The sequence below is a fragment of the Nonomuraea polychroma genome (genome assembly GCF_004011505.1).
Taxonomy (GTDB): Bacteria; Actinomycetota; Actinomycetes; order Streptosporangiales; family Streptosporangiaceae; genus Nonomuraea; species Nonomuraea polychroma.
The window spans coordinates 4441749-4463388 of the sequence record NZ_SAUN01000001.1; the positions used below are offsets into that span (position 1 = coordinate 4441749).

Consider the following 21640-nt stretch of genomic DNA (forward strand, 5'->3'; position numbering starts at 1 on the left):
CAAACCCATCGCAATGCGCTGGCATGACATCGATCTGCTCGGGAACTTGGGGACCCAGAACATACGGGAGGGGAGAGACATGGCGTTGCTGGGGCTGCGGGCGCCGGCCCCTGTCTCTGGAGCGGTCGGGCTGGTCACCGGAGCGGCGGGCTGGCTGCTGGGTGGAGAGCGTGACGTGCGGGATGTGTGGGAGTGCCCCGGCCGGCTCCACATCGAGACGCATGGCGTGCACGGCCCGGGCGGTTCCCGCGTGGCGCGACGGGTGGAGCACGCCCTGCAGCGGCATCCGGGAGTGCTGTGGGCGCGGGTGAACGCGCCGGCCTGCCGGGTGGTGGTCGGCCTGGCCGACCCGCCGCCGCCCCGCCGCGACCTGGTGGCCCTGGTGGAGCATGCCGAGTCCGCCCCGATCAACGAGGACGAGGAGATCGCCGAGGAGGAGCTGCACCACCCCGCCGAAGGCCCGGCACGGACCCGGGCGCTGCCCAACCTGGCCGTCGACACGGCCGCGCTGGCCCTGTCCGGCCTGACCCGGCTGGCGCCGTGGGCGCCGCTGCCGACCGAGCTGGCCGGCCTGCTCTCCGCCACCTCGCTGCACCCGCGGCTGCGTGAGCTGGCCGCCGAGCACCTGCACGGACAGGAGCGGGCGGAGTCGCTGGTCTCCATGGCCGCCGGGCTGGCGCACGCCCTCGCGGAGGGCGGCTCGGGCGTGGTGCTGGACGTCGCCCAGCGGATCGGCCAGTGGCAGGAGGCGCGTGCCTCACAGCAGGCGTGGCAGGAGGCGGAGCCGCGGCTCATCCGCGGTCCCGAGGACGCCGGGGCCGATCCGGTGGTGGTGGAGCGTCCGTGCCGGTTGCCGGACGGCCCGGTGGAGCGTTACCAGCGGCGGGTGCTGGCTTTCGGGGCGGCCGCGGTGCCCGCGGCCACGCCGCTGGTGGGCTGGCGGCGGGCGGCGGCCGTGGGGCTGGCCACGCTGCCGAAGGCGACCGAGGCGGGGCGGGCCGCGTTCGCCTCCCATCTGGGTACGGTGCTGGCGCGCAGCGGCGCGCTGGTGATGGACCGGGCGGCGTTGCGCCTGCTGGGGCGGCTGGACACGCTCGTACTGGACGAGGTCGCGCTGCGTTCGGCGCGGTGGGAGACGACCGACCTGGTCCCGCTGGCGGGGGTGGACGCCGGCGAGGTGGCCGAGGCCGGTTTCGCGTTGTTCGCGCCCGAGGACGCGCGGGCGGTGCGCCGTGCGGGCGAGTGGGTGCTGGGGCCGGTCGAGGAGCTGGAGCTGCGCGGGCGCACCGGGGTACGCGAGCGGCGGCGGCTGGCCAGGCGGGGCGCCGAGGTGGTGCTGGGCCTGGCCCGGCGCGGGCGGCTGGAGGCCGTGCTGGCGGCCGAGCGGGAGACCGCGGCCGGACTCGACGCGCTGATCGGCGCGGCTCGCCGCGCGGGGCTCAGGATCGTGCTGGCCACGGACGAGCAGCGGCCGCGGGACGGCTACGCCGATGACGTGATCGAGCGTTCCCGTGGTCTGGCCGCCGCGGTGCGCGAGATCCAGGCGGCGGGCGGGGCGGTCATGCTGATCTCGGGCGATCGGCGGGCGCTGGGCAGCGCGGACTGCGGGATCGGCGTGCACCAGGACGGCTCGCCGCCGCCGTGGGGAGCGCACGTGCTGGCCGGATCCGAGCTGGGCACGGCGGTTCTGCTGGTGGAGGCCGTGGCGGCGGCTCGCTGCGTCGACCGCGACTGCATCATGCTGGCGCAGGCGGCCACCGGCATCGGCGCCGTGGCCGCGCTGGAGGGAGGGGCGCGGCCCGCCGCGCGCAGTCTGGGCGCGGTCAACGCCGGTGCGGCGCTGGGCTTCTTCGACGGGGTCTGGCGCGCCCATCACGTGCACACCCGTACGCCCACGCGTGCCGCCGCCCGCCCGCCCTGGCACCTCATGCCCGCCGCGGCCGCCCTGCGCCGGCTCGACACCACCGAACAGGGCCTGACCAGCGACGAGGCACGGACGCGGTGGCGGGCGGGCGGTCGCTTGGAGCCACTGGGCACCAGCCTGGGCGTGGCGTTCCTGGAAGAGCTGGCCAATCCGCTGACCCCGATCCTGGCCGGCGGAGCGGCGCTGAGCGCGGTCGTCGGATCGCTCGTGGACGCGGGTCTGGTCGCCGGGATCACCGGGGTGTCCGCGCTGACCGGCGCCGTGCAACGGGTGCACACCGACCGCGCCCTGGCCGACCTGATGGCCCGATCCGCGGTGGGAGCGACCGTCCGCCGCGACGGCATCGACCGTGTCGTCACCGCCGAGCAGCTCGTGCCGGGCGACGTGATCCGGCTCGGTCCCGGTGACGTCGTCCCGGCCGACTGCCGGTTGCTGGAGGCGGACGGGGTGGAGGCCGACGAGTCGTCGCTCACCGGCGAGTCCCTGCCGGTGGCCAAGGATCCGGCGCCGGTCGTCGCCGCGGAGATCGCCGAGCGTCGCTCCATGTTGTACGAGGGCACCACGCTGGCGGCCGGCCGCGCCACGGCGGTCGTCGTGGCGACCGGCGCGGACACCGAAGTGGGCCGCAGCATGGCGGCCGCCCGGCAGAGCGCCCCCACGACCGGCGTGCAGGCGCATCTGAGCCGGTTCACCCGCCACAGCCTGCCCGTGGCGCTGGGTTCGGCGGCCGCGGTCACCGGGGCAGGGCTGCTGCACGGCGTGTCCGTCCGCAAGAGCCTGGGCGCGGCGGTGAACCTGGCGATCGCCTCCGTACCCGAAGGGCTGCCGTTCCTGGTCAACGCCGCCCAGCTCGCCGCCGCCCGCCGGCTGGCCGACCTCGGGGCGCTCGTGCGCAACCCGCGTACCATCGAGGCCCTCGGCCGGGTGGACGTGCTGTGCTTCGACAAGACCGGCACCCTGACCGAGGGCCGGCTGGCGGTGCACCAGGTCCACGACGGCACCCACGCCTGCTCACCGCAGTCGCTCGACGGTTCATGCCGGGGTGTGGTGGCGGCCGCCCTGCGGGCCAGCCCGGACGCACGACACCCCACCGACCTGGCTCACCGGACCGATCGCGCCGTGGTGGAGTGCGCGCGCCGGGCCAGGATCCGGCCGGGAACCGGTCAACGCGGGTGGCGCAAGGTTCTCGTGCTGCCGTTCGAGCCGTCTCGCGGCTTCCACGCCACCCTTGGCCGGTCGGGCAAGGACCTGCTGGTCAGCGTCAAGGGCGCCCCCGAGGTCCTGCTGCCCCGCTGCGGGCGGCGGCGGCTGAACGGTCACGAGCGGGACATGACCGACCGCGACCGCGCCGCCATGACGAAGCTGGCCGAGCGGCTCGCCGGGGCCGGGAACCGGGTGCTCGCCGTGGCCGAGCGCCGTACGGCGACCGCGCCGGAAGAGGCCGTCGAGGACGCGGTCCACGACCTGGTGTTCCTCGGCTTCCTCGCGCTCGCCGACCCGGTGCGTACGAGCGCCGCCCCGGCCGCCGCCCGCCTGCGCGAGGCAGGCGTGCAGACCGTCATGATCACCGGGGATCACCCCGCGACGGCGGACGCGATCGCGGCGACCGTGCACCCCGACGCCAAGCCCAACCAGGTGATCACCGGGGCGCAGATCGACCGGCTCGACGACGCCGCGCTGGACCGGCGGCTGCCCGAGGTGGACGTGATCGCCCGCTGCAGCCCGTCGCAGAAGGTCCGCATCATCCAGGCCTACCAGCGGCTGGGCAAGGTCGTCGCGATGACCGGCGACGGCGCCAACGACGCACCGGCCATCCGGCTGGCCGATGTGGGCATCGCGCTCGGCCGCCGCGGCACCCCGGCCGCGCAGGCCGCCGCCGACCTGGTGGTCTCCGACGACCGGCTGGAAACGATCATCGCGGCGCTGATCGAGGGACGCGCCATGTGGTCGTCGGTACGGCACGCGCTGGGCATCCTGCTGGGCGGCAACCTCGGCGAGATCGCCTTCACCGTGCTCGGCACGGCCCTGACCGGCCGATCCCCGCTCAACGCCCGCCAGCTGCTGCTGGTCAACCTGCTCACCGACCTCGCACCGGCACTGGCGATCGCGCTGCGCCCGCCCAGCAGGTATGACGTGGCGCACCTGCTGCGCGAAGGCCCCGACATGTCCCTCGGCGAGGCGCTCACTCAGGAGATCACCACCCGGGCCCTGGCCACCACCGCCGGCGCGGGGGGCGCGTGGCTCGCCGCCCGCCTCACCGGGCGCTCCCGCCGCGCCTCCACGGTGGCGCTCGCCGCCCTCGTCGGCACCCAGCTCGGCCAGACCCTGCTCACCGGAGGCCTCGACCGCAACGTCCTCGCAGCCGGCCTGGGCTCGGCCGCCCTGCTCGCCACCGTCATCCAGACGCCGTTCGTCAGCGGCTTCTTCGGCTGCACCCCGCTGGGGCCGCTCGGGTGGAGCATCGCCCTCGGCAGCGCCACGGCCGGGAGCATCCTCGGCGCCGCCCTCACCCTGTGGCCACCGGCACTCTCACTCCCGAACCTTGATCACGACTTCCGGCCGACCCCACCGTAGGCGTCGAGCTCGCGGCCGTCCGAGTGCCAGTGGTTGACCGTCACCACGCCCGGCTCGACCAGCTCCAAGCCGTCGAAGAAGCGGGCGATCTCCGCGGGGGTGCGCTGGATGTACGCCACGGCGCCGCTGTCGTTGTATTGGTCCTGCGCCTCTGCCCCTGCGGCGCTGTGGACGTTGGTGCCGTCGTTGAGCGCCAGGTAGCTGCCCGGCGCCAACGGGTCCATCAGCCGTCCGACGATCGACAGCGCCTCGTCCAGGTCGGCGATGTGGCCCATGATGCCGCTGAGGTTGAGCGCCACGGGCTTGCTGAAGTCGAGCGTCTTCGCGGCGGCGGTCAGGATCGTCTCGGTGTCGCGTACGTCGGCGTCGATGTAGTCGGTGGCGCCCTCCGGCGCGCCGACCAGCAGCGCGCGGGCGTGGACCAGCACGAGGGGGTCATTGTCGACGTAGACGATCCGCGACTCGGGGGCGATCCGCTGGGCGATCTCGTGGGTGTTGTCCACCGTGGGCAGGCCGGTCCCGACATCCAGGAACTGCCTGATGCCCGCCTCCCTGGTCAGGTATGTGATGGTGCGAGCAAGAAATGCCCTGGACGCCCGGGCGAGCTCCACCACCTCCGGGAAGATCTTCTTGTACTCCTCCCCCGCGATGCGGTCGACCTCGTAGTTGTCCTTACCGCCCAACCAGTAGTTCCAGATGCGAGCAGAATGCGGAACGTTGGTGTCGATCATGCGTTCTCCTTCCGGGGGAGCCGCCGTCCAGGCACTCGTCCATCGTGCCCCGGGCCTGTCTCGTCGCCCAATACTCAAAGTCTGTTGATCCACTCTGATTCTGGCCTGGGACCACGTACTCAAGGAGGCGATTGCGCGTCTTCGAGATGTGATGGAGACGACATGGTGATCATGCAGCGGAGGCGCTCGGCGCTTACTGTTCCAGGCGCGCGACAGCGTCAACCGTCTCAGGGAAGGTGTCGATGAACGCGTCGACCTGGTGTAAGTCGAAGTCGGTGCGCTGTCTGATTCCACTCTGCAGGCACGCGACGAAGCGCAAGCCGGCGCCCTTGGCGGCCTGGGCGTCGCCGGGCGAGTCCCCTACGTACAGGCACTGATGGGGAAGCAGCCTGGTGGCGGCCAAAAGCTCGTCGAAGGCGCGGGCGTCGGGCTTGCGAAAACGGGTGTTGTCCGCGTGGTAGACGGCGGCGAGCCGACCGGCGAGCGCGTGATCCGGCGCCAGCAGGTGCCTCACCTCCGCTTCCGTGCGTGAGGTCAACAGCATGACGCTGCGGCCTGCGGCGGCGAGCTCGTCGAGTGCTTCCAGGTTCTCCTGCGCGACGACATCCAGCCGGCCGCCCATCACGTACTCCTGCAGCACCACGTGATAGGCAGCGGTGAAGGCGTCGAGGTCAACGCCGGGTGACCGTTCACGCATCGCTCGGAGCAGGGGCTGTCCCCACGTGGACAGATGCACCGCACGTGACATCGGTTCGCGGCCGATGCGCGCCAGCACCTCGTTTTCCAGCTCGAAGCACACCGCCTCGGTCAGGCAGAGCGTGTCGTCCACATCAATCACCACGGCGCGGATCACACGGCAAAGATAATGCCCGCCGCCCCGCGTCCGTCACGACCATCGATCAAGCGAGATCTCCTGGAGGGGCGGATCGGCTCGCCGCAAGGCAGGTGAGGGCCTCGTCCACGCTGGAGTGGACCTGCAGAGCCCGCACGACACCGGTGAGCTCCAGCAGCCGCGCAGGTGCCCGCCCCACGGCTGCCAGGTGCAGGCCGCCGCCCTGCTCCCGTGCTGCGGCGTCCAGGCGCAGCAGCACGTTCATGCCGCTGCTGTCCATGAATCTCAGCTCGCTCAGGTCGAGCACGACCGGATCGCCGCGCCGGCACATCTGGCCGACGTAGGACTCCAGCCGGTCGGCGTTGGTGACATCGACCTCGCCACCTACGCTGATCAGCACGCCGGTGGCCGTGGGGCCACCCTGGAGGCTCAGGGGGGTCATGGCGTCCTCCTGATGACTCGATTCGGGCTGACGATGAAGGGGATCTGCTTGCACACAACCCTAATCCCGAACGCCATTACCGGAAAGACAGTTCGTTAAAAGACTTCGAGGAAGACCGGCGACCGTCTCTGCAGGGGGCACGTTTCTCGCCTGTCACGCCGGGGTTCGGTGGCGTCGCGGAGCGATCAGGAGGACCCTTGCGGGGAGTCCGCCAGGGAGGGCGGCGAGCCCGGGTGCGAGGAGGCACGGGCCAGGACGTCGCGGACGAGCGTGACCACCTCGCCGGGGGTGAACTCCATGGCATTGTCGCCGACGCTGATCTCGAAGCTGCAGCGGCCGGGGTCCGTGGCGGAGCGGACCCGGCCCCAGAGCTGGATGCCGTGTTCGGCGAGGATCTGCTCGCCGGCCTGCTCGACGGCGCGCCGGGAGGCCGGCAGGTGGATGTGGAACAGCGGGGTCTGGGGAGGGTCGGGGTAGGCATGGGCGGCGCCGTCGGCGTTGATCGCGGCGGCGATGGCGATGGCGTGCTTGCGGTAGGCGGGCATGCGCGCGGCCAGCGTGTCGAGGCCGACCAGGGCGGCCAGGGCTAGTGGCCAGGCATCGCGGATGCCGCCGCCGAGCCGCTGGCGCCAGACTCTGGCGGCGTCCACCGTGGCGGCGTCGGAGGCGAGCACGGCGCCGCGCACACCCTGCAGGCTCTTGTAGAGCGAGACGTACGCCGTGTCGAACAGTGCGGCGATCTCGTCGAAGGGGCGCCGGTAGTAGGTCTGGGCCTCCCAGAGGCGGGCGCCGTCCAGGTGAGCGGCGGCCCCGGTCGCCCGTACGAGCGCCACCTGCTCGCACAGGTCGGGCCATTCCGGGAGCTGCCCGCCTATGTCGCGCTGCGGCAGCTCCCAGACGACTGCGGCGAGCGGCTCGCCGATCGCGGCCAGATCGCCGGCGGTCATCAGCTCGTGCAGGTCGCCGGTGCTGCGCAGCCGCAGGCCGTGGACGGCGTTGTAGCCCTGCTCCTCCCACACGTCCAGGTGAGACTGCGGGTGAGCGGCGAAGGTACGGCGTCCGCGCCGGTCGGCGTGCAGCCGCAACGCGACCTGCTGGGCCATCGTCCCGCTGGGGAAGAACAGGGCGCTTTCCTTGCCGAGCAGATCGGCCAGTCGCCGCTCCAGCACCGCCACGGGGCCGTCGGGGCCGTCCGGCGGGGTGTCGTCGTCCACCAGCGCCAGCATCTGTTCCAGCATCGCGCGCGGCTTGCGCCGGATCGGCGCGTGCAGGAACAGCGACCGTCGTACAGGAGGCAGGGTCGTATCCGACATATGCGTGTCCTTCGTTATTGCGAGTAATATGCAGCAGCAGATGTACCTTACAGGGGTTTGGTATGCCGAGAACGGCTTTCGCGTCACAAGCTTTTCCCGGCGGCGCCGCCCGGCCTGTTGAGCAAACGCTTGGTAACGTAGGCGCGTGCAGCTGGATGGCAAGGTGGCGGTCGTCACGGGTGCGGGCCCGGGACTGGGGCGGACCCTGGCGGGTCTGCTGAGCGAGGAGGGCGCCAAGGTGGTCGTGGCCGCCCGCACCGCGGCCACCCTGGAGAAGACCGCGGCCGAGGTGCCAGGCGTGCTGGCGGTGCCCGCCGACGTGACCAGGATCGACGACACGCGACGGCTCGCCGACACCGTGATCGACCGGTTCGGCCGGGTGGACGTGCTGGTCAACGCCGCCTTCCCCGGCTCGCACCGCAGGAACGTGCTCGACATGTCCGCGGGCGACCTGGAGACGTGGCGCGTAGCCGTCGAGACCGGCGGCTACGGCACGCTGCTGGCCTGCAGGTTCATCGCGCCGCACATGGTGGCTCAGCGCTCCGGCTCGATCGTCACCATCACGTCCATGTCGTCCCGCAAGGGCTACGCCGGGCGCAGCGACTACGCCGCCGGTAAGGCCGCCGCGCATCTGCTGTCACAATGCCTCGCCGACGAGCTCGGGCCGTACGGGGTGCGGGTGAACTGCGTCGCGCCCGGGTGGATCGCCAGCGAGGTGCTGGATGGGTGGATGCGCACGCGGGCCGCGGCGGAAGGCGTGACGTTCGAGGAGATCCTCGCGCGCGACGTCTCGGCGATGGCGCTGCGGCGCATCGCCACCGAGGAGGACGTGGCCCGCGCCGTCATCTACCTCGCCTCCGACCATGCCAAGGCCGTCACGGGCGCCACGATCGACGTCAACGGCGGCCAGCTGTTCACGTGACGGCTCACGGTCCGTGGGACGTGCCGGACGTCAGTCCGCCGGTCGCCGGGCCAGGAACACGTACTCCTTGCCGGGCCGGTCGGGCGCGTCGCGGACGTGCTCCACCGTGTATCCGTGGGCGACCAGCGCCGCCTCGACCTCCTCCCGCTCGCGAAAACGCAGCGTCGAGTCCGACGTCAGCACCGCGCCGTCCGCCGCGAAGACCCACGTCCCGCGGAAGGTCACCAGCGGCCCGCTGACGTCGGTCACCTCGCACCAGCTCTCGACCCTGCCGATCCCGTCGATCTCGGCCACCCGGTACGAAGCCGCGCGATTCCATTCCAGCCACGCCTGCCTCGCCGGCACCCGGGTCTCGAACACCAGGTGCCCGCCGGGCCGCAGCGCCTGGTGAATCCCGCGTAGCGTCCCGTCCCAGTCGTCCGGCTCGGCGATCGCCTGGGCGACGTTCGCCGTCATGGTGGCCAGGTCGGCCCGCATCGGCGGAAGGCATGTCGCGTCGCCGTGGATCCAGCGCACGCGCTCGCTTCCCGGCTTGGCCCGCGCCACGTCGAGCGAGGCGGCGGCCGGATCCACCCCGGTCACCTCGATCCCTAGCCCGGTCAGGAGCAGCGCGAACGTTCCCGTGCCGCAGCCGACATCCAGCACGCTGCGGGCGCCCAGTTCGGCGGCGATCGAGGCGTACACCTCCAGGTCCCCACGGTCAGGGTCGAGCGGGTCATAGACGGCGGCCAGCCGCGGATGTTCGAAGATGTCGTCGGCCATGCGGAAACCTTACGATCCATCCATTCCACCGCGTTCGCCCCACCACACCGCGATGAGCCGTGTGCGGTGGGTAGTCATACAATTGTAGATATTCCCCCATCTTGACCCTGATGAAGACCTGATGACGTGGTGAAGGGCAGGGGATGGGGATGGGTGAGCGGCATGCGCGGCATTGGCGGACCGCGGGGGCCGAGCGGGTTTCCGCGGAGCGGAGACGGCTGCTGTCCGTGGTCGGCGACGAGCTGTGGGGGATCGAGCTCCTGCGGTTCGCGATCCAGCAGGCGGTGGCCGAGCTCGCCGGCCTGGGCGGATTGGTGCATCTCGGCGCTCCCGGCTACGGCGGCGGGCTGCGCCTGGTCGTCACCAGCGGCCTGCCCTCGGCTTTCGCCCAGGCGTGGGAGCGCATCGAGGGGAGCGGCCCGCTCGCCCCGGCGCGCGCGCTCCGTGACGGTGCGTTCGTCTGGGCGGCTTTGGCGAACGTCGTCCCTGGCATGCGCGAACCTGACACGACGGCGGGCGGGTCCGCGGCCTGGTCGTTGCCGGCCGGTACGGCCATGGCGTCCGTTCCGATCCTCGGCCCCGGCGGGCCGGTCGGCGCGCTGTCGGTCGTGACCGTCTCCTCGGAAGAGCCGTCAGCCGGGCAGCGGGCCTTCCTCGACACGCTGGGCCGCTGGGCCGGCGAGCGCCTGAGCAAGCCCTCGGCACCCACGCAGGGGCCGGGCATCACGGGATGCCACGAACAGCCCACCGGCTCGCCTCTGCCGCAGGACCTGCCGGCGGTCGGCACGTGGGACTGGGATCTCCGGACCGGCGACGTGATCTGGAACGACGCGATGCTCACCGTGTTCGGCCTCGACCAGGACACCTTCGACGGACGCATCGAGACCTGGACGGGCATCGTGCACCCTGACGACCTGCCGTGGGTGCTGGCGGACATGGACGAGGCGATCCGCCTGGGGCGGATGTACAGCACCGAATACCGGCTGTGCCGCCCGGACGGGACGACCCGCTGGGTGCGGTCCCGCGGCCGGCTGGTGGTGGACGAGAACGGCGAGCCGGCACGCATGGTCGGCACCCTGTGGGACGTCACCAAGACCCATGAGACCCTGGAGAAGGTCACCGAATCGCGGACGACCAACTCCGAGCGCGCCGCCGTGGAGCGGGCCTCCCGGATCAGCCAGCTGACCAGGGCCCTGGCCGAGGCCGTCACGGTGCGGGATGTCGTGGACGCGACCGCCGATCACATCCTGCCGTCGTTCGGCGCCGCCGGACTGATCCTCGCCTACCTGGAGGGTGACCACCTGCGCCCGGTAGGGTTCACCGGCTACTCCAAGGAGTTTCTCGACCGGATCTCCCGGATACCGACCGCTTCGGGGATCCCGCTCGCGGAGGTTCTGCGTCATCGCAACCCGACGTTCGTCACCTCGGCAGAGGAGTACGTCGAGCGTTACCCCACGACGGCCGAGCTGCCGGCGGCGGGGGGCAAGCAGGCGTGGGCGTTCCTGCCGCTGATCGCCTCGGGACGGCCGGTGGGCAGTTGTGTCGTCTCCTTCGCCGAGCCGCGTCAGTTCACCGGCGAGGAGCGCAACCTGCTCACCGCACTCAGCGGGCTGGTCGCTCAGGCCATGGAACGGGCTCGCCTGTACGACAGGGAGCACACCCGCGCCAAGGAACTGCAACGCGGGCTGCTCCCCCGTGAACTGCCCAGCCTGCCCGCGGTCACCGCCGCGGCCCGCTACCTGCCCGCCGGCAAGGACATGGAGGTGGGCGGCGACTGGTATGACGTCATCTCGCTGTCGGCGGATCGGGTCGCCATCGTCATCGGCGACGTCATGGGGCACGGCGTGTCCGAAGCGGTCACCATGGGGCGCCTGCGCACCGCCGTCCGTACCCTCGCCGACCTGGAACTGCCTCCCGACGAGTTGCTCTCCCACCTCAACGACCTGGTGAGCGAGCTCGGCGACGATTTCTACGCCACCTGCCTGTACCTGGTCTACGACCCCACCACCCGCGCCTGCGTCCTCACCCGGGCCGGCCATCCCCCGCCCGCCGTGGTGCATCCCGACGGCAGCGTGCTTTTCCCCGACGCCGACCCGAACTCGCCCCTCGGCGCCGCCACCCCGCCCTTCGACACCGTGGAGATGCAGCTGCCCGAAGGCAGTCTGCTGGTGCTGTACACCGACGGCCTGGTCGAGTCCTCCAACCTCGACATCGACCAGGGCATGGCCCACCTCGCCAAGGCGCTCAGCGGCTGGGTCTCCGGGACGCTCCCCGGAACACCGTTCCGGCACGAGAATCACCCGGACGCGACGGACCCGGCGGGGCTGCGCTGCGCCGAGTGCCTCGAGGCCCTGTGCGACAGTCTGACCACCACCCTGCTGCCCGCCAGGCAGGGCACGGCAGACGACGCCGCCCTGCTGGTCGTCCGCACGCACGCGCTGCCCGGCGAGGACATGGCCTCCTGGCCGCTGCCCGAGCACCCCAAGGCCGCGGGCCAGGCCCGCGAGCACGTCCGCGCCCAGCTCAGCGCCTGGGACCTGGATGACCTCTCGGTGACCACCGAGCTGCTGGCCAGCGAACTGGTCAGCAACGTGATCCGCCACGCCAAGGGCCCCATCCAGCTCCGCCTGCTCCGCAGCGACGTGCTCACCTGCGAGGTCTCCGACGGCAGCCTGACCACTCCGCGTATGCGTCGTGCCGCCGAAACGGACGAGGGCGGGCGCGGGCTGCAGCTGGTGTCCGCGATCTCGCATCGCTGGGGCACCCGCTACACCCCCACAGGCAAGTGCATCTGGACCGAACAATCCTTGAGGCCATCGGCGCCCGCCCTGCTCCCCGAGCCAAGCGGCCTGGACCTGTACGACCTGCTCGGCGATTAGCCGCGAACGTACAAAGAAGCCGTTTACGGCGCTCTTAGCTGTCTTGATGCACAGTTGTCCCATTGCAGACCTATCGGGAGGACGAAACATGACCCCTGGGCCGGATGACTTCAGCACCACGGAAACACTGTCGAACGAGCCGCCCAGGCGCCGTTTCCCCCGTTCGTTGCTGCTCGCCGGCACCACCGCGCTCGTCGTGGTCACGGGCGCGGGCGTCGCCGGCGCGGCGGCGTTGTCTCCCTCACCGTCCCCGACGCCCACGGCAACCGGCACCGCGGCGCCGTCCGCGAGCCCGTCCGGCACGCCGTCCGACCAGGGCCCGGGGCACGGCCGGGGCTGGGGCCGCAAGATGGGCTTCGGCGGCCCTGCCCTTCACGGGGAGTTCGTCGTGCCCGACGGCACGGGCAAGTACGTGACCGTCGCCACCCAGTACGGCGACGTGACGGCCGTCGACCAGGACTCGATCACAGTCAAGAGCGAGGACGGCTACACCAGGGAGTACGTGGTCAACGGCGACACCCGGATCAACCGCGGCGGCGACGGCATCGACGCGGTGAAGACCGGGCAGAAGGTCATGGTCAGGGCGACAGTGGAGGGCGGCACGGCCACGGCCGTCGGGATCCACGACGCGACCCTGCGTGACGGGCAGGGCTGGCGCGGCAAGGGCGGCCGCTGGCACGGCGACCACCGGCCCGGCCAGCCTCCGGCCTCCACGCCTTCGCCGAGTTCCTCGCCCACGCCGACGTCCTGATCGCCGGGCATCACGCCCGTATCCCCTGGCCGCCCGGAGCGGCAGGGGATACGGGCGCGCGCGGCTTCCCGCTTGAGCCCCGTCACACCAGGAAGATCAACTCGATCGCGATCAGCACGTCGAGGACGCCGCACCATTCGGCGTAGGAGCGCGCCACGACCGTGCCGCGGCGCAGGTACACGAAGTCCCAGACGCCGTGCAGCAGCCATCCGGCCCCGATCACGTACCGGCCTGCCTCCGGGACGACGGCCAGCCCGGCCAGCGCCAGCACGCCGAACCCGATCATGCCGATGGCCTGGATCCTGAACTCGCCGGGCCGGCGCAGGTGCCCGTCGATCGCACCCCAGATCAGCACGACCAGCGCCAGGGCGAGCAGGACGGTGGACGGCGCGACGAGGTCCAGCAATCGCGTCCCGAAGATGATCACCATGCCCACGCCGAGCAGCGGCCACGACAGCGCGGGCCGCCCGAGCTTGGCGACGACGAGATACAGCAGCGGCAGGGCGGGCAGGACCTGCGCGAGGCTCCTCACCTCCTCACTCAGGGGGCTGCCGCTGCTCATGGAGAGGTACGTCATCGCGAGGGCGACCGCGGTCGGCCAGCGGCTCGCGAGGACGCCGACCCAGCGCCTGGGGGTGGATGGGGCGTTGGGCTGCATTGGAAGCCTCCTTGATACCGGGGTGAGGTATGTACGGCCTCCAGGCTCGCCGACGCGCGCATCCCCCGGTAGCGCCGAAACCGCATGTCCCCGCATGGATGTGTCACATGATCGCGTGACATTTGTCATCAGCAGGCGGGCGATGGCGGCGGCGGGCCGGCGCGGCGGATTGCTGCGACAATGGCGGCGTGCGTGACCTGCCGGTCGATCCCGGGACGGGGCTGACGAACTTCCGCCGCTACACGTGGTGGAGTCTCATCGGCGTCACCGCGTTCTTCCTGGTCTTCAGCGTCAGAAGCCGGATCACGGATCCGGCGGTGCCGGTGGCGGTCCGGCTCGCCGCCGTGGCCGCCCTGACGGTGACCGTGTCGGCCATCGCGGTGTCGATCAGCCGCCGCCTCCCGCGTGTCCCCTTCGAGTCCCGCGCCGTGGCGAACGGGAACGGCCCGTCCCCCCACCCGGGCCCGGACCCGGCCGGGTGGGCCGGCCGGCCGCCGGTGACGTGGCTGGTGGCCGGGGCCGCGGGTGCGGCGGTGCTGGGCGGGATCCTGCTCGCGCTGCGGGACTTCGGGCTCTGGTCCTTCGGCCCGGCCATGATGGTCTCGATCGTCGCGATGTTCTCGCCGGCCGGGCGCCGGTGGTTGCTGATCGCCGCCGCGGCGGCGGTGGCGGCCGTCCTCGGCGGGGTCACGGCCGCGGTCTCGGGGCAGGGACTCCTGTTCGCGGCGGCGTTCCCTGCCGGGCTGGTCGTCTTCAGCGGGTGGGTCACCCTCGGCATGTTGTGGGCCTGGGACGTCGCGGAACGCCTGAACGCGGCCCGCCGGTTGTCGGCGGAGCTGGCGGTCAAGGACGAGCGGCTGCGCTTCGCCGCCGATCTCCACGACATCCAGGGCCACCACCTGCAGGTGATCGCCCTCAAGAGCGAGCTGGCGGCGCGGCTGGCACAGGCCGACCCGGCACGGGCGGCCGAGGAGATGAAGGAGGTGCGGCGGCTGGCCACGGACGCGCTGCGGGACACCCGTGCCGTCGTCCAGGGCTACCGCCGCGTCACGCTGGAAGAGGAGATCGCGAACGCGACGAAAGTCCTCGCGGCGGCCGGCATCGACGCCCGGATGGAGCTCGACCCCGCCGCCGCCCCTGACCTTCTCCCCGACCCGGGCAGACGTCTGCTGGGCCTGGTGATGCGGGAGGCGACCACCAACGTGGTACGTCACAGCCGGGCCCGGCATGCCAAGGTCGGCTACCGGATCGCCGGCGGCCTGGCCTGCCTCCGCATCAGCAACGACGGCGCCCGCCCGCCCTCCACCCCCGGCCCGGCCCCCACCACCGGCCCGAGCCAAGCGGCAGACCGCAGCACCGCAAGCCACCCCGCCACCGCCACCGACCCCGGCACCGCGGCGGATCCGGGCACCGCGACCAGGCTCGGCGCCATCACCGACCCCGGCACCGGCCTGCGGGGGCTTGCCGAGCGGCTGCGGGCCGCCGGGGGCGAGCTGAGCTGGCGGCACGACGGCGACCAGTTCGTCGTGGCGGCCTCGCTGCCGGTGCAGACGCCTGGCCAGGAACCCGGGACCGACCGGCCCGCCACGACGGCTTCGGAGGCGGAGGCGCGATGACCCGGCTGCTGATCTCGGAGACGGAGGCGCGATGACCCGGCTGCTGATCTCGGAGACGGAGGCGCGATGATCCGGCTGCTGATCGCCGACGACGAGGATCTGATCAGGGGCGCCCTGGCGGCGCTGCTGGAGCTGGAGGACGACCTGACGGTCGCCGCCGAGGCGGCCACCTCCACCGACGCCGTGCGCCTGGCTCGCGAGCACCGCCCGGACATCGCCGTGCTGGACCTGGAGATGCCGCCGGCCGACGGCCTGCGTGCCACCGAGGAGATCAGGTCGGATCCGACCACCACGACCATAAAGATCATCCTGGTGACCCGCCACGCCCGGCCCGGAGTGTTGCGCCGCGCGTTGTCCGCCGGCGTGAGCGGTTTCGTACCCAAGACCACCCCCGCGGCCAGGCTCGCGGAGATCATCCGCGACGTCGCGGCGGGACGACGCTACGTCGATCCGGACATCGCCGCCTCAGCGCTCACCGAGGACGACTGCCCGCTCAGCGACCGGGAGCTGGCAGTGTTGCGGGCATCCCGGACCGGGGCTTCGATCAGGGAGATCGCCTCCCAGGTCCATCTGGCGCCCGGCACCGTACGCAACTACCTGTCGGCGGCCATGGCCAAGCTCGGCGTCAGCTCCCGCCACGCGGCCGCCCACCGCGCCTGGGAAGAGGGCTGGATCTGACGATTCATTCGGCGGGGAGGTGGGCGAGCTTGTCGGGGTTGCTCACGGTGTAGATGTCACGGACCTGGGAGCCGTCGGCGTTCAGGTCGACGACCATGACCGCGTACGGGGCGTTCTCCACGAACAGCACCGCGCAGGGATCGCCGTTGACCTGGCGGTATTGCAGGTCGAGGCCGTCGAGCGGCTGGGCGGCGCTGGCGACGAGCACGCGTGCGACGTTGTCGCGGCCGCGGACGGGACGCGGGCCACCGGCGTTCGACTTGCCGCCGCCGTCGGCCCACAGGGTCACGTCGGGCGCCAGGAGCTCCATCAGCGCCTGGAGGTCGCCGCCGAACGCGGCGGCGACGAACCGCTCGGTGACCTGCCGCTGCAGGCGCGGGTCGACCTGGGTGCGCGGGCGCCGGGCCTGGACGTGTTCGCGGGCGCGGTGGGCGAGCCGGCGCACGGCGGCGGGGCTGCGGTCGATCATGGCGGCGATCTCGGTGTGCTGGTAGGCGGCCACCTCGTGCAGGATGAACACCGCCCGCTCCAGCGGCGTCAGCGTCTCCAGCACCACGAGCAGCGCGAGCGAGAGCGTGTCCGCCCGCTCGGCGTGGGCGGCGGCGTCGGCGGAGGTGACCAGCGGATCGGGCAGCCAGGGGCCGACATAGGTCTCCCGCCGCCGGCGCAGGGCGCTCTGGTGCGCCAGTCCTTGGTTGACCGCGACACGCACCAGGTAGGCGCGCGGGTGGTCGATCTGGTCCGGATCCCTGGACGCCCACGCCAGCCAGGTCTCCTGCAGCACGTCCTCGGTGTCGCTGACACTGCCGAGCATGTTGTAGACGATGGAGAACAGCAGCTCTCGATGGTCGGCGAACACCTGGGTGGCATCGGGCATCGCAGGTCCCCCTCTGTGCGTGACTCCTGCCCTTGAGCCCGTACAGGGGCCGGTACGTGACGTCCACGGAGGAAAAGTGACCTGGATCTCACCCGCGGAAAAATCGATTGCCGCGTTCCCGATCACGACCTAAGGTCGCGATCATCATCCATGACGGAGGAGTTGCTTAACATGCGGGTCCGTGACGTGCGTCAACTCATCAACTCGATCATTCGACCCGCGCACGTTAGGACTCATTCCCTTGGATCTGCCACGTAGTTTCACCATCCGGGAGAGCAGCCACCGGATTCTCGACCCGTACACGCCGGAGAAGCTCGCCACGCTGGGCGCCGCGATCGGGCTCCGCCCGGGCGCCTCCGTGCTCGATCTGTGCTGCGGCAAGGGCGAGATGCTGGCCACCTGGGCCCGCGATCACGGCATCACCGGCACCGGCGTCGACATCAGCACGGTGTTCCTCGCCGCCGCGCGCAAGCGCGCCGCCGCGCTCGGCGTCACCGGTCAGGTGACCTTCGTCCACGGCGACGCCTCCACCCATGTGGCGGCCGGGCCCGTCGACGTCGCGGCGTGCGTCGGGGCGACCTGGATCGGCCAGGGCGTCGCGGGGACCGTCGCGCTGCTGGAGCGCAGCCTGCGGCCGGGCGGCATGATCCTCATCGGCGAGCCGTTCTGGCGTGCCGAGCCGCCCAGCCAGGAGGCCGTCGAGGCCTGTCATGTCCGGTCACGCGAGGATCTTGAGACGCTGCCCGGGCTCATCGCGCTGTTCCAGAGCCTGGGCTACGACGTCGTCGAGATGGTCCTGGCCGACGAGGACAGCTGGGACCGGTACGTCGCCGCCCAATGGCTCAACCTCCGGACCTGGCTGGACGCCAACCCGGATGACGAGCTCGCGCCCGAGCTGCGGGCCGAGTTGTCGCAGGCGCCGTTGGCCTACACCCGCTACCAGCGGCCGCTCCTCGGCTGGGGCGTGTTCGCCATCATGAAGCGCTGACGATCCTGTTCCGTCCCAGAACCGGGCGGCCGTCCCTCCGGCGGCCGCCCGGCAGCGCCTCAGGGGAGATCAACGCGGGTGGAAGCCGGTCGGCGTGCGCTTCGGGATCGCAGCACCCGCCAGTAGACCTGCTCGTAGGCGGCCGCCATGGTCTCGGCGCTGAAGTACTGCTCCACATGCTTCCTGCACGCGTGCGGGTCGATCCGCTCGATCGCCTGGATCGCCTCGGGCAGCTGGGCGGCGCTGTGCAGGACGAAGCCGGTGCGGCCGTCGGCCACGACCTCCGGCACCGCTCCCCTGCCGAGGGCCACGACGGGGGTGCCGCAGGCCATGGCCTCGATGAGCACCATGCCGAACGGCTCTTCCCAGTGGATGGGGAAGAGCAGGCAGCGGGCGGCGGCGAGCAGCTCGCGTTTGCGGCCGGCGTCGGCCTCGCCGATGTAGGTGGCGTCCGGGCCGAGCCGGGGCCGGATGTAGGTGTCGAAGCAGGCGTGTTCGGTCGGTTCGGTGAGCTTGCCGGCGAGGATGATGTTGCGGCCCGCCGCGCGGGCGGCGTCGATGGCGAGATGGGCGCCCTTGTACGGGTGGAACCGGCCCAGCCACAACACCCACTCCTCCTTGTCGGGCCGGAAGGGGTAGGTGTCGACGTCGAGGGCGTTGTGGACGGTGGCGACCCAGTCGAGACCGGGCGCGTTCCGCCGCTGAGCGTCGGAAATGGCCACCAGGGAGATGTCGGCGCCCAGCTCCCGGTAGCAGGCTCCCAGCTCGCCGTCCGCGGGGCCGTGGCAGGTGACGACGGTCGGCACGGCGCGGCAGGCCGCAGTCAGGGGGCCGGCCAGCGAGTGGTCGTGCACGATGTCGGCGTCCAGCCCGGCGAGCAGGCGGCGGGCGCGGGCCGCGTGCAGGAGCTCGGGCAGTGGGTCGCCGATCCGCTCGGACGGCGGCCGCGAGTAGGTGGACAGGAACCTCGCCGGCGCCGTGGTGCGGCCGGCGCCGATGAGGGTCACCTGGTGGCCGCGCCGGTCCAGCCCGTTGACCAGGCTGGCGAGCATCTCCTCGATGCCGCCGTACGCCCGGGGCGGCACGTCCTGCCAGGGCGGGGCGATCATGGCGATGTGCAGCCGGCCGCCCGGCCGCAGGCTCGGCTGGGCCCTCTCCAGGTTGGCGTCGGTGGCGATCACGGCGTCGCCAGCCCGTAGGTGCGGTCGGCCACGCCGGACCGGCAGGCGCCGCTGATCGGCGAGCGTGGTTCGGTGTGCAGTTCGAGGCCCTCCGGCAGGCCCGACACGACGGCCGTGCTCCCGTCCCTGCCGACGCCGACGGTGATCCGTGCGCCTGCCACGGGCAGGTCCGCGATCTGCAGTTCGCCGAACCCGTCCGGCAGGGCCGGGACGATCCAGATCTTCCCGTACGGCACCCAGGGGTCCAGCCGCAGCAGCGTACGCAGGATGTGGATGGGGGCGGCGGCCGCCCACGCCTGCGGCGAGCAGGAGGTCGGGTACGGGATGGGCTCGATGAACTCCGCCCGGTCGAAGCCGCAGAACAGCTCAGGCAGCCGGCCGCCGAACGCCTGCCCGACGGCCAGCAGCCCCATCGCGATCCGCTGGGACTCCTCGATGAAGCCGTACCTCATCAGCCCGGCCGCGATGATCGCGTTGTCGTGGGGCCACACCGACCCGTTGTGGTAGCTCATCGGGTTGTACGCCCCCATCGACGTGGCCAGCGTGCGCACCCCGTAGCCGGTGAACATCTCGTCCGACAGCAGATGCGCGGCCACGGAGGCCGCCTTGTCCTCGTCGACGATGCCGCTCCACAGGCAGTGGCCCATGTTGGAGCCGAGGCCGTCGATGGGCCGGCCCCTGCCGTCCAGGCCCAGCGCGTAATAGCCGGGGCCGGGCAGCCAGAAGCGCTCGTTGAAGGCCCGCCTGATGTCCATGGCACGTTCCACGCAGCGCCGCTCGGTCGCGTCGTCGCCCTGCTCGTGGGCGAAGTGGGCGCGCGCGAGGTAGGCGGCATAGACGTAGCCCTGCGCCTCGGCCAGGGCGATGGGCGGGCGGGCGATGGTCCCGTCGCTGAAGGTGATGCCGTCGAAGGAGTCCTTCCACCCCTGGTTGATCAGCCCGCGGTCGGTCTTGCGGCAGTACCACAGCAGCCCGTCGGGTCCGCCGTACTCCTCGATCCAGGTCAGCGCGGCGTCGGCGTGGGGCAGCAGTTCCTCGACGGCCTCGGTGTGCAGGCCCCACCGGCGCAGCTCGCCGAGCAGCATGACGAACAAGGGCGTCGCGTCGACCGAGCCGTAATAGGCCTGGCCGCCGTACGGCGACGCGCCCTTCTGCACGCCGTAGCGCAGCTCGTGCAGGATCTTCCCCGGCTCCTCCTCGGAGAGGGGATCGACTTCGGTGCCCTGCAGCCGGGCCAGCCGGCGCAGCGTGCCCAAGGCCAGCGACTGGTCGAGCGGCAGCGCCATCCAGGAGGTGAGCAGCGAGTCGCGGCCGAACAACGTCATGAACCACGGCGCCCCGGCGGCGATCGCCGGCGGCTCCTCCGGATGGCGCCGGTCGAACAGCCGCAGGCTGCCCAGGTCCTCCCTGGATCGGATCATGACCTGGACGAGGTCGGCGTTCGTGCTGGTCAGAACCGGGCTGTTGCGGGTCCACGCGGCCAGGCGGCGGGCCGGCTCGGCGTGCTCGATCGAGTGGTCCGCGGGGAACCACGCGGAGGTCTCCACACCCTCGACGATCGGATTGACCACGAGCTTCGTCCGCCACTCCTGCCGAGGGGGGACCACCAGGTGGAAGGTGAGCAATCCCGGCGTGGCCACCACCGGCGTGCCGGGCGACTCGGCCACGATCCGGGCGCCGCGTGCCCGGCCGGCGGAGAACACCTCCAGTCCCGACTCGCTCGGGTTCATCTCCACATCGGTGACCGGCCGGACCCGTTCGGCCTTCACCTCGAAGAGATCGGCCACGTCGGAGCCCACGTGGACGGTCACCACGCACCCTGCCGGCTCCTCCGACATGTTGCGCAACACCAGGTCCTCACGCAGCCCGCCGCCGACGTAGCGGTCCCGTACGACCAGCAGCGTGCTCTCCACCGCGCCCGGCCGCGGCCGGGCCTTGCCCACGAACGTGGCGTGGTACGGCGCGACCGAGATCGTCTGCAGCGGCTCCACGGGGTGGTCGTCCACCCTCAGCATCCACTGTGACAACAGGCGCGTGTCGGCATGGTAGACGCCCTGCGCGGCGCCGGGCACGATGTCGCCGCCACGCTGACTCAGGCAGAACGAGCCGCCCTCCACCAGCGTGACCGTCTCTCCCAATGCCCCCGGTTGCCCCTCGAAAGTCCACGCACTCATGGACGTGCCCCCTCGCTGCTCCCCCTTCCGGTACATGCCCGCAGCGTGCCGTCTAACGCCATGACCGGGTGAGCGGCGGCGCGCATCAGACGCGGAACGGCGGCGACCCCGGTGCACCTCGATCATGAGTGTGTCAAATTCCGGTATTCAGGAGTACATGAGCTACACCGAGGAAGCCGCTGCCCGCTCGGGCGAGCCGTGGGGCATCGCGGCCGTCGCCCCTCGCTCGGCGGCCACCGTCGAGGCGATGCGCGCCCAGGACTGCCTGTACACGGTGACCGACCGGGCGCCCGGGCCGCTGCGTCCGCGTGTGGCCGGCGCGATCGTCGAGGTCGTGC

16 protein-coding genes are annotated in these 21640 nt (G+C 72.0%); 7 read left to right on the top strand and 9 right to left on the bottom strand.

Going from position 1 to position 21640, the window contains the following annotated elements; genetic code table 11:
• Nucleotides 1-79 precede the first annotated feature (79 nt).
• Nucleotides 80-4498, top strand: coding sequence for a cation-translocating P-type ATPase (locus EDD27_RS20310; protein WP_127933808.1), 4419 nt, complete (start codon nt 80-82; stop codon nt 4496-4498).
• On the opposite strand, the gene EDD27_RS20315 is transcribed toward EDD27_RS20310, so the two are convergent.
• The 4 genes from EDD27_RS20315 to EDD27_RS20330 all read right to left on the bottom strand — a co-directional run bounded on the left by EDD27_RS20315 (nt 4471) and on the right by EDD27_RS20330 (nt 7816).
• Nucleotides 4471-5229 (bottom strand): SAM-dependent methyltransferase, encoded by a 759-nt coding sequence (locus EDD27_RS20315; protein ID WP_127933809.1) that lies wholly within the window; start codon nt 5227-5229, stop codon nt 4471-4473. The two genes, EDD27_RS20310 and EDD27_RS20315, sit on opposite strands and share 28 nt — an antisense overlap.
• Before the next feature lie 193 nt (nt 5230-5422).
• The gene (locus tag EDD27_RS20320; protein WP_206641541.1) at nt 5423-6082 is read right to left on the bottom strand and encodes an HAD family hydrolase; all 660 of its coding nucleotides are present in this window, start codon (nt 6080-6082) and stop codon (nt 5423-5425) included.
• 46 nt (nt 6083-6128) lie between these two features.
• Complete coding sequence (locus EDD27_RS20325) at nt 6129-6503, bottom strand: STAS domain-containing protein (RefSeq protein ID WP_127933810.1); 375 nt, start codon at nt 6501-6503, stop codon at nt 6129-6131.
• A gap of 185 nt (nt 6504-6688) precedes the next feature.
• Nucleotides 6689-7816 carry a threonine aldolase family protein gene (locus tag EDD27_RS20330; protein WP_127933811.1) on the bottom strand — a complete coding sequence of 376 codons (1128 nt, stop codon included), beginning with the start codon at nt 7814-7816 and terminating at the stop codon, nt 6689-6691.
• A 145-nt stretch (nt 7817-7961) separates the two neighbouring features.
• Between EDD27_RS20330 and EDD27_RS20335 the strand changes: the two genes are divergently transcribed.
• Nucleotides 7962-8738, top strand: a complete 777-nt coding sequence (locus EDD27_RS20335) for an SDR family oxidoreductase (protein ID WP_127933812.1) — start codon at nt 7962-7964, stop codon at nt 8736-8738.
• 30 nt (nt 8739-8768) lie between these two features.
• Here the strand turns inward: EDD27_RS20335 and EDD27_RS20340 are convergent, their stop codons facing one another.
• A complete protein-coding gene (locus tag EDD27_RS20340) occupies nt 8769-9500 on the bottom strand; it encodes a class I SAM-dependent methyltransferase (RefSeq protein ID WP_127933813.1) in 732 nt (243 codons plus the stop codon).
• Between the two features lie 149 nt (nt 9501-9649).
• On the opposite strand from EDD27_RS20340, the gene EDD27_RS20345 reads away from it, so the two are divergent.
• Entirely contained in the window at nt 9650-12379 is a 2730-nt protein-coding gene (locus EDD27_RS20345) for a SpoIIE family protein phosphatase (RefSeq protein WP_127933814.1), read from the top strand.
• An 88-nt stretch (nt 12380-12467) separates the two neighbouring features.
• Nucleotides 12468-13130, top strand: coding sequence for a hypothetical protein (locus EDD27_RS20350; RefSeq protein ID WP_206641542.1), 663 nt, complete (start codon nt 12468-12470; stop codon nt 13128-13130).
• Nucleotides 13131-13212: 82 nt separating this feature from the next.
• Here EDD27_RS20350 and EDD27_RS20355 read toward each other — a convergent pair whose 3' ends face one another.
• Nucleotides 13213-13788, bottom strand: a complete 576-nt coding sequence (locus EDD27_RS20355; RefSeq protein ID WP_127933815.1) for a hypothetical protein — start codon at nt 13786-13788, stop codon at nt 13213-13215.
• Nucleotides 13789-13976: 188 nt separating this feature from the next.
• On the opposite strand from EDD27_RS20355, the gene EDD27_RS57835 reads away from it, so the two are divergent.
• Nucleotides 13977-15404 (top strand): sensor histidine kinase, encoded by a 1428-nt coding sequence (locus EDD27_RS57835; protein WP_127933816.1) that lies wholly within the window; start codon nt 13977-13979, stop codon nt 15402-15404.
• A gap of 66 nt (nt 15405-15470) precedes the next feature.
• Nucleotides 15471-16082, top strand: a complete 612-nt coding sequence (locus EDD27_RS20365; protein WP_127933817.1) for a response regulator transcription factor — start codon at nt 15471-15473, stop codon at nt 16080-16082.
• A 4-nt stretch (nt 16083-16086) separates the two neighbouring features.
• Here EDD27_RS20365 and EDD27_RS20370 read toward each other — a convergent pair whose 3' ends face one another.
• Nucleotides 16087-16959, bottom strand: a complete 873-nt coding sequence (locus EDD27_RS20370; protein WP_127933818.1) for an RNA polymerase sigma-70 factor — start codon at nt 16957-16959, stop codon at nt 16087-16089.
• A 241-nt stretch (nt 16960-17200) separates the two neighbouring features.
• Here EDD27_RS20370 and EDD27_RS20375 point away from each other — a divergent pair, with 241 nt between their 5' ends.
• Complete coding sequence (locus EDD27_RS20375) at nt 17201-17947, top strand: SAM-dependent methyltransferase (RefSeq protein WP_127933819.1); 747 nt, start codon at nt 17201-17203, stop codon at nt 17945-17947.
• A 59-nt stretch (nt 17948-18006) separates the two neighbouring features.
• Here the strand turns inward: EDD27_RS20375 and EDD27_RS20380 are convergent, their stop codons facing one another.
• Together EDD27_RS20380 and EDD27_RS20385 are read right to left on the bottom strand one after the other, a co-directional pair.
• Nucleotides 18007-19128, bottom strand: a complete 1122-nt coding sequence (locus EDD27_RS20380) for a glycosyltransferase family 4 protein (RefSeq protein WP_241564155.1) — start codon at nt 19126-19128, stop codon at nt 18007-18009.
• Entirely contained in the window at nt 19125-21302 is a 2178-nt protein-coding gene (locus EDD27_RS20385) for an amylo-alpha-1,6-glucosidase (protein ID WP_127933820.1), read from the bottom strand. The genes EDD27_RS20380 and EDD27_RS20385 overlap by 4 nt, the downstream gene beginning before the upstream one ends.
• Between the last annotated feature and the right edge of the window lie 338 nt (nt 21303-21640).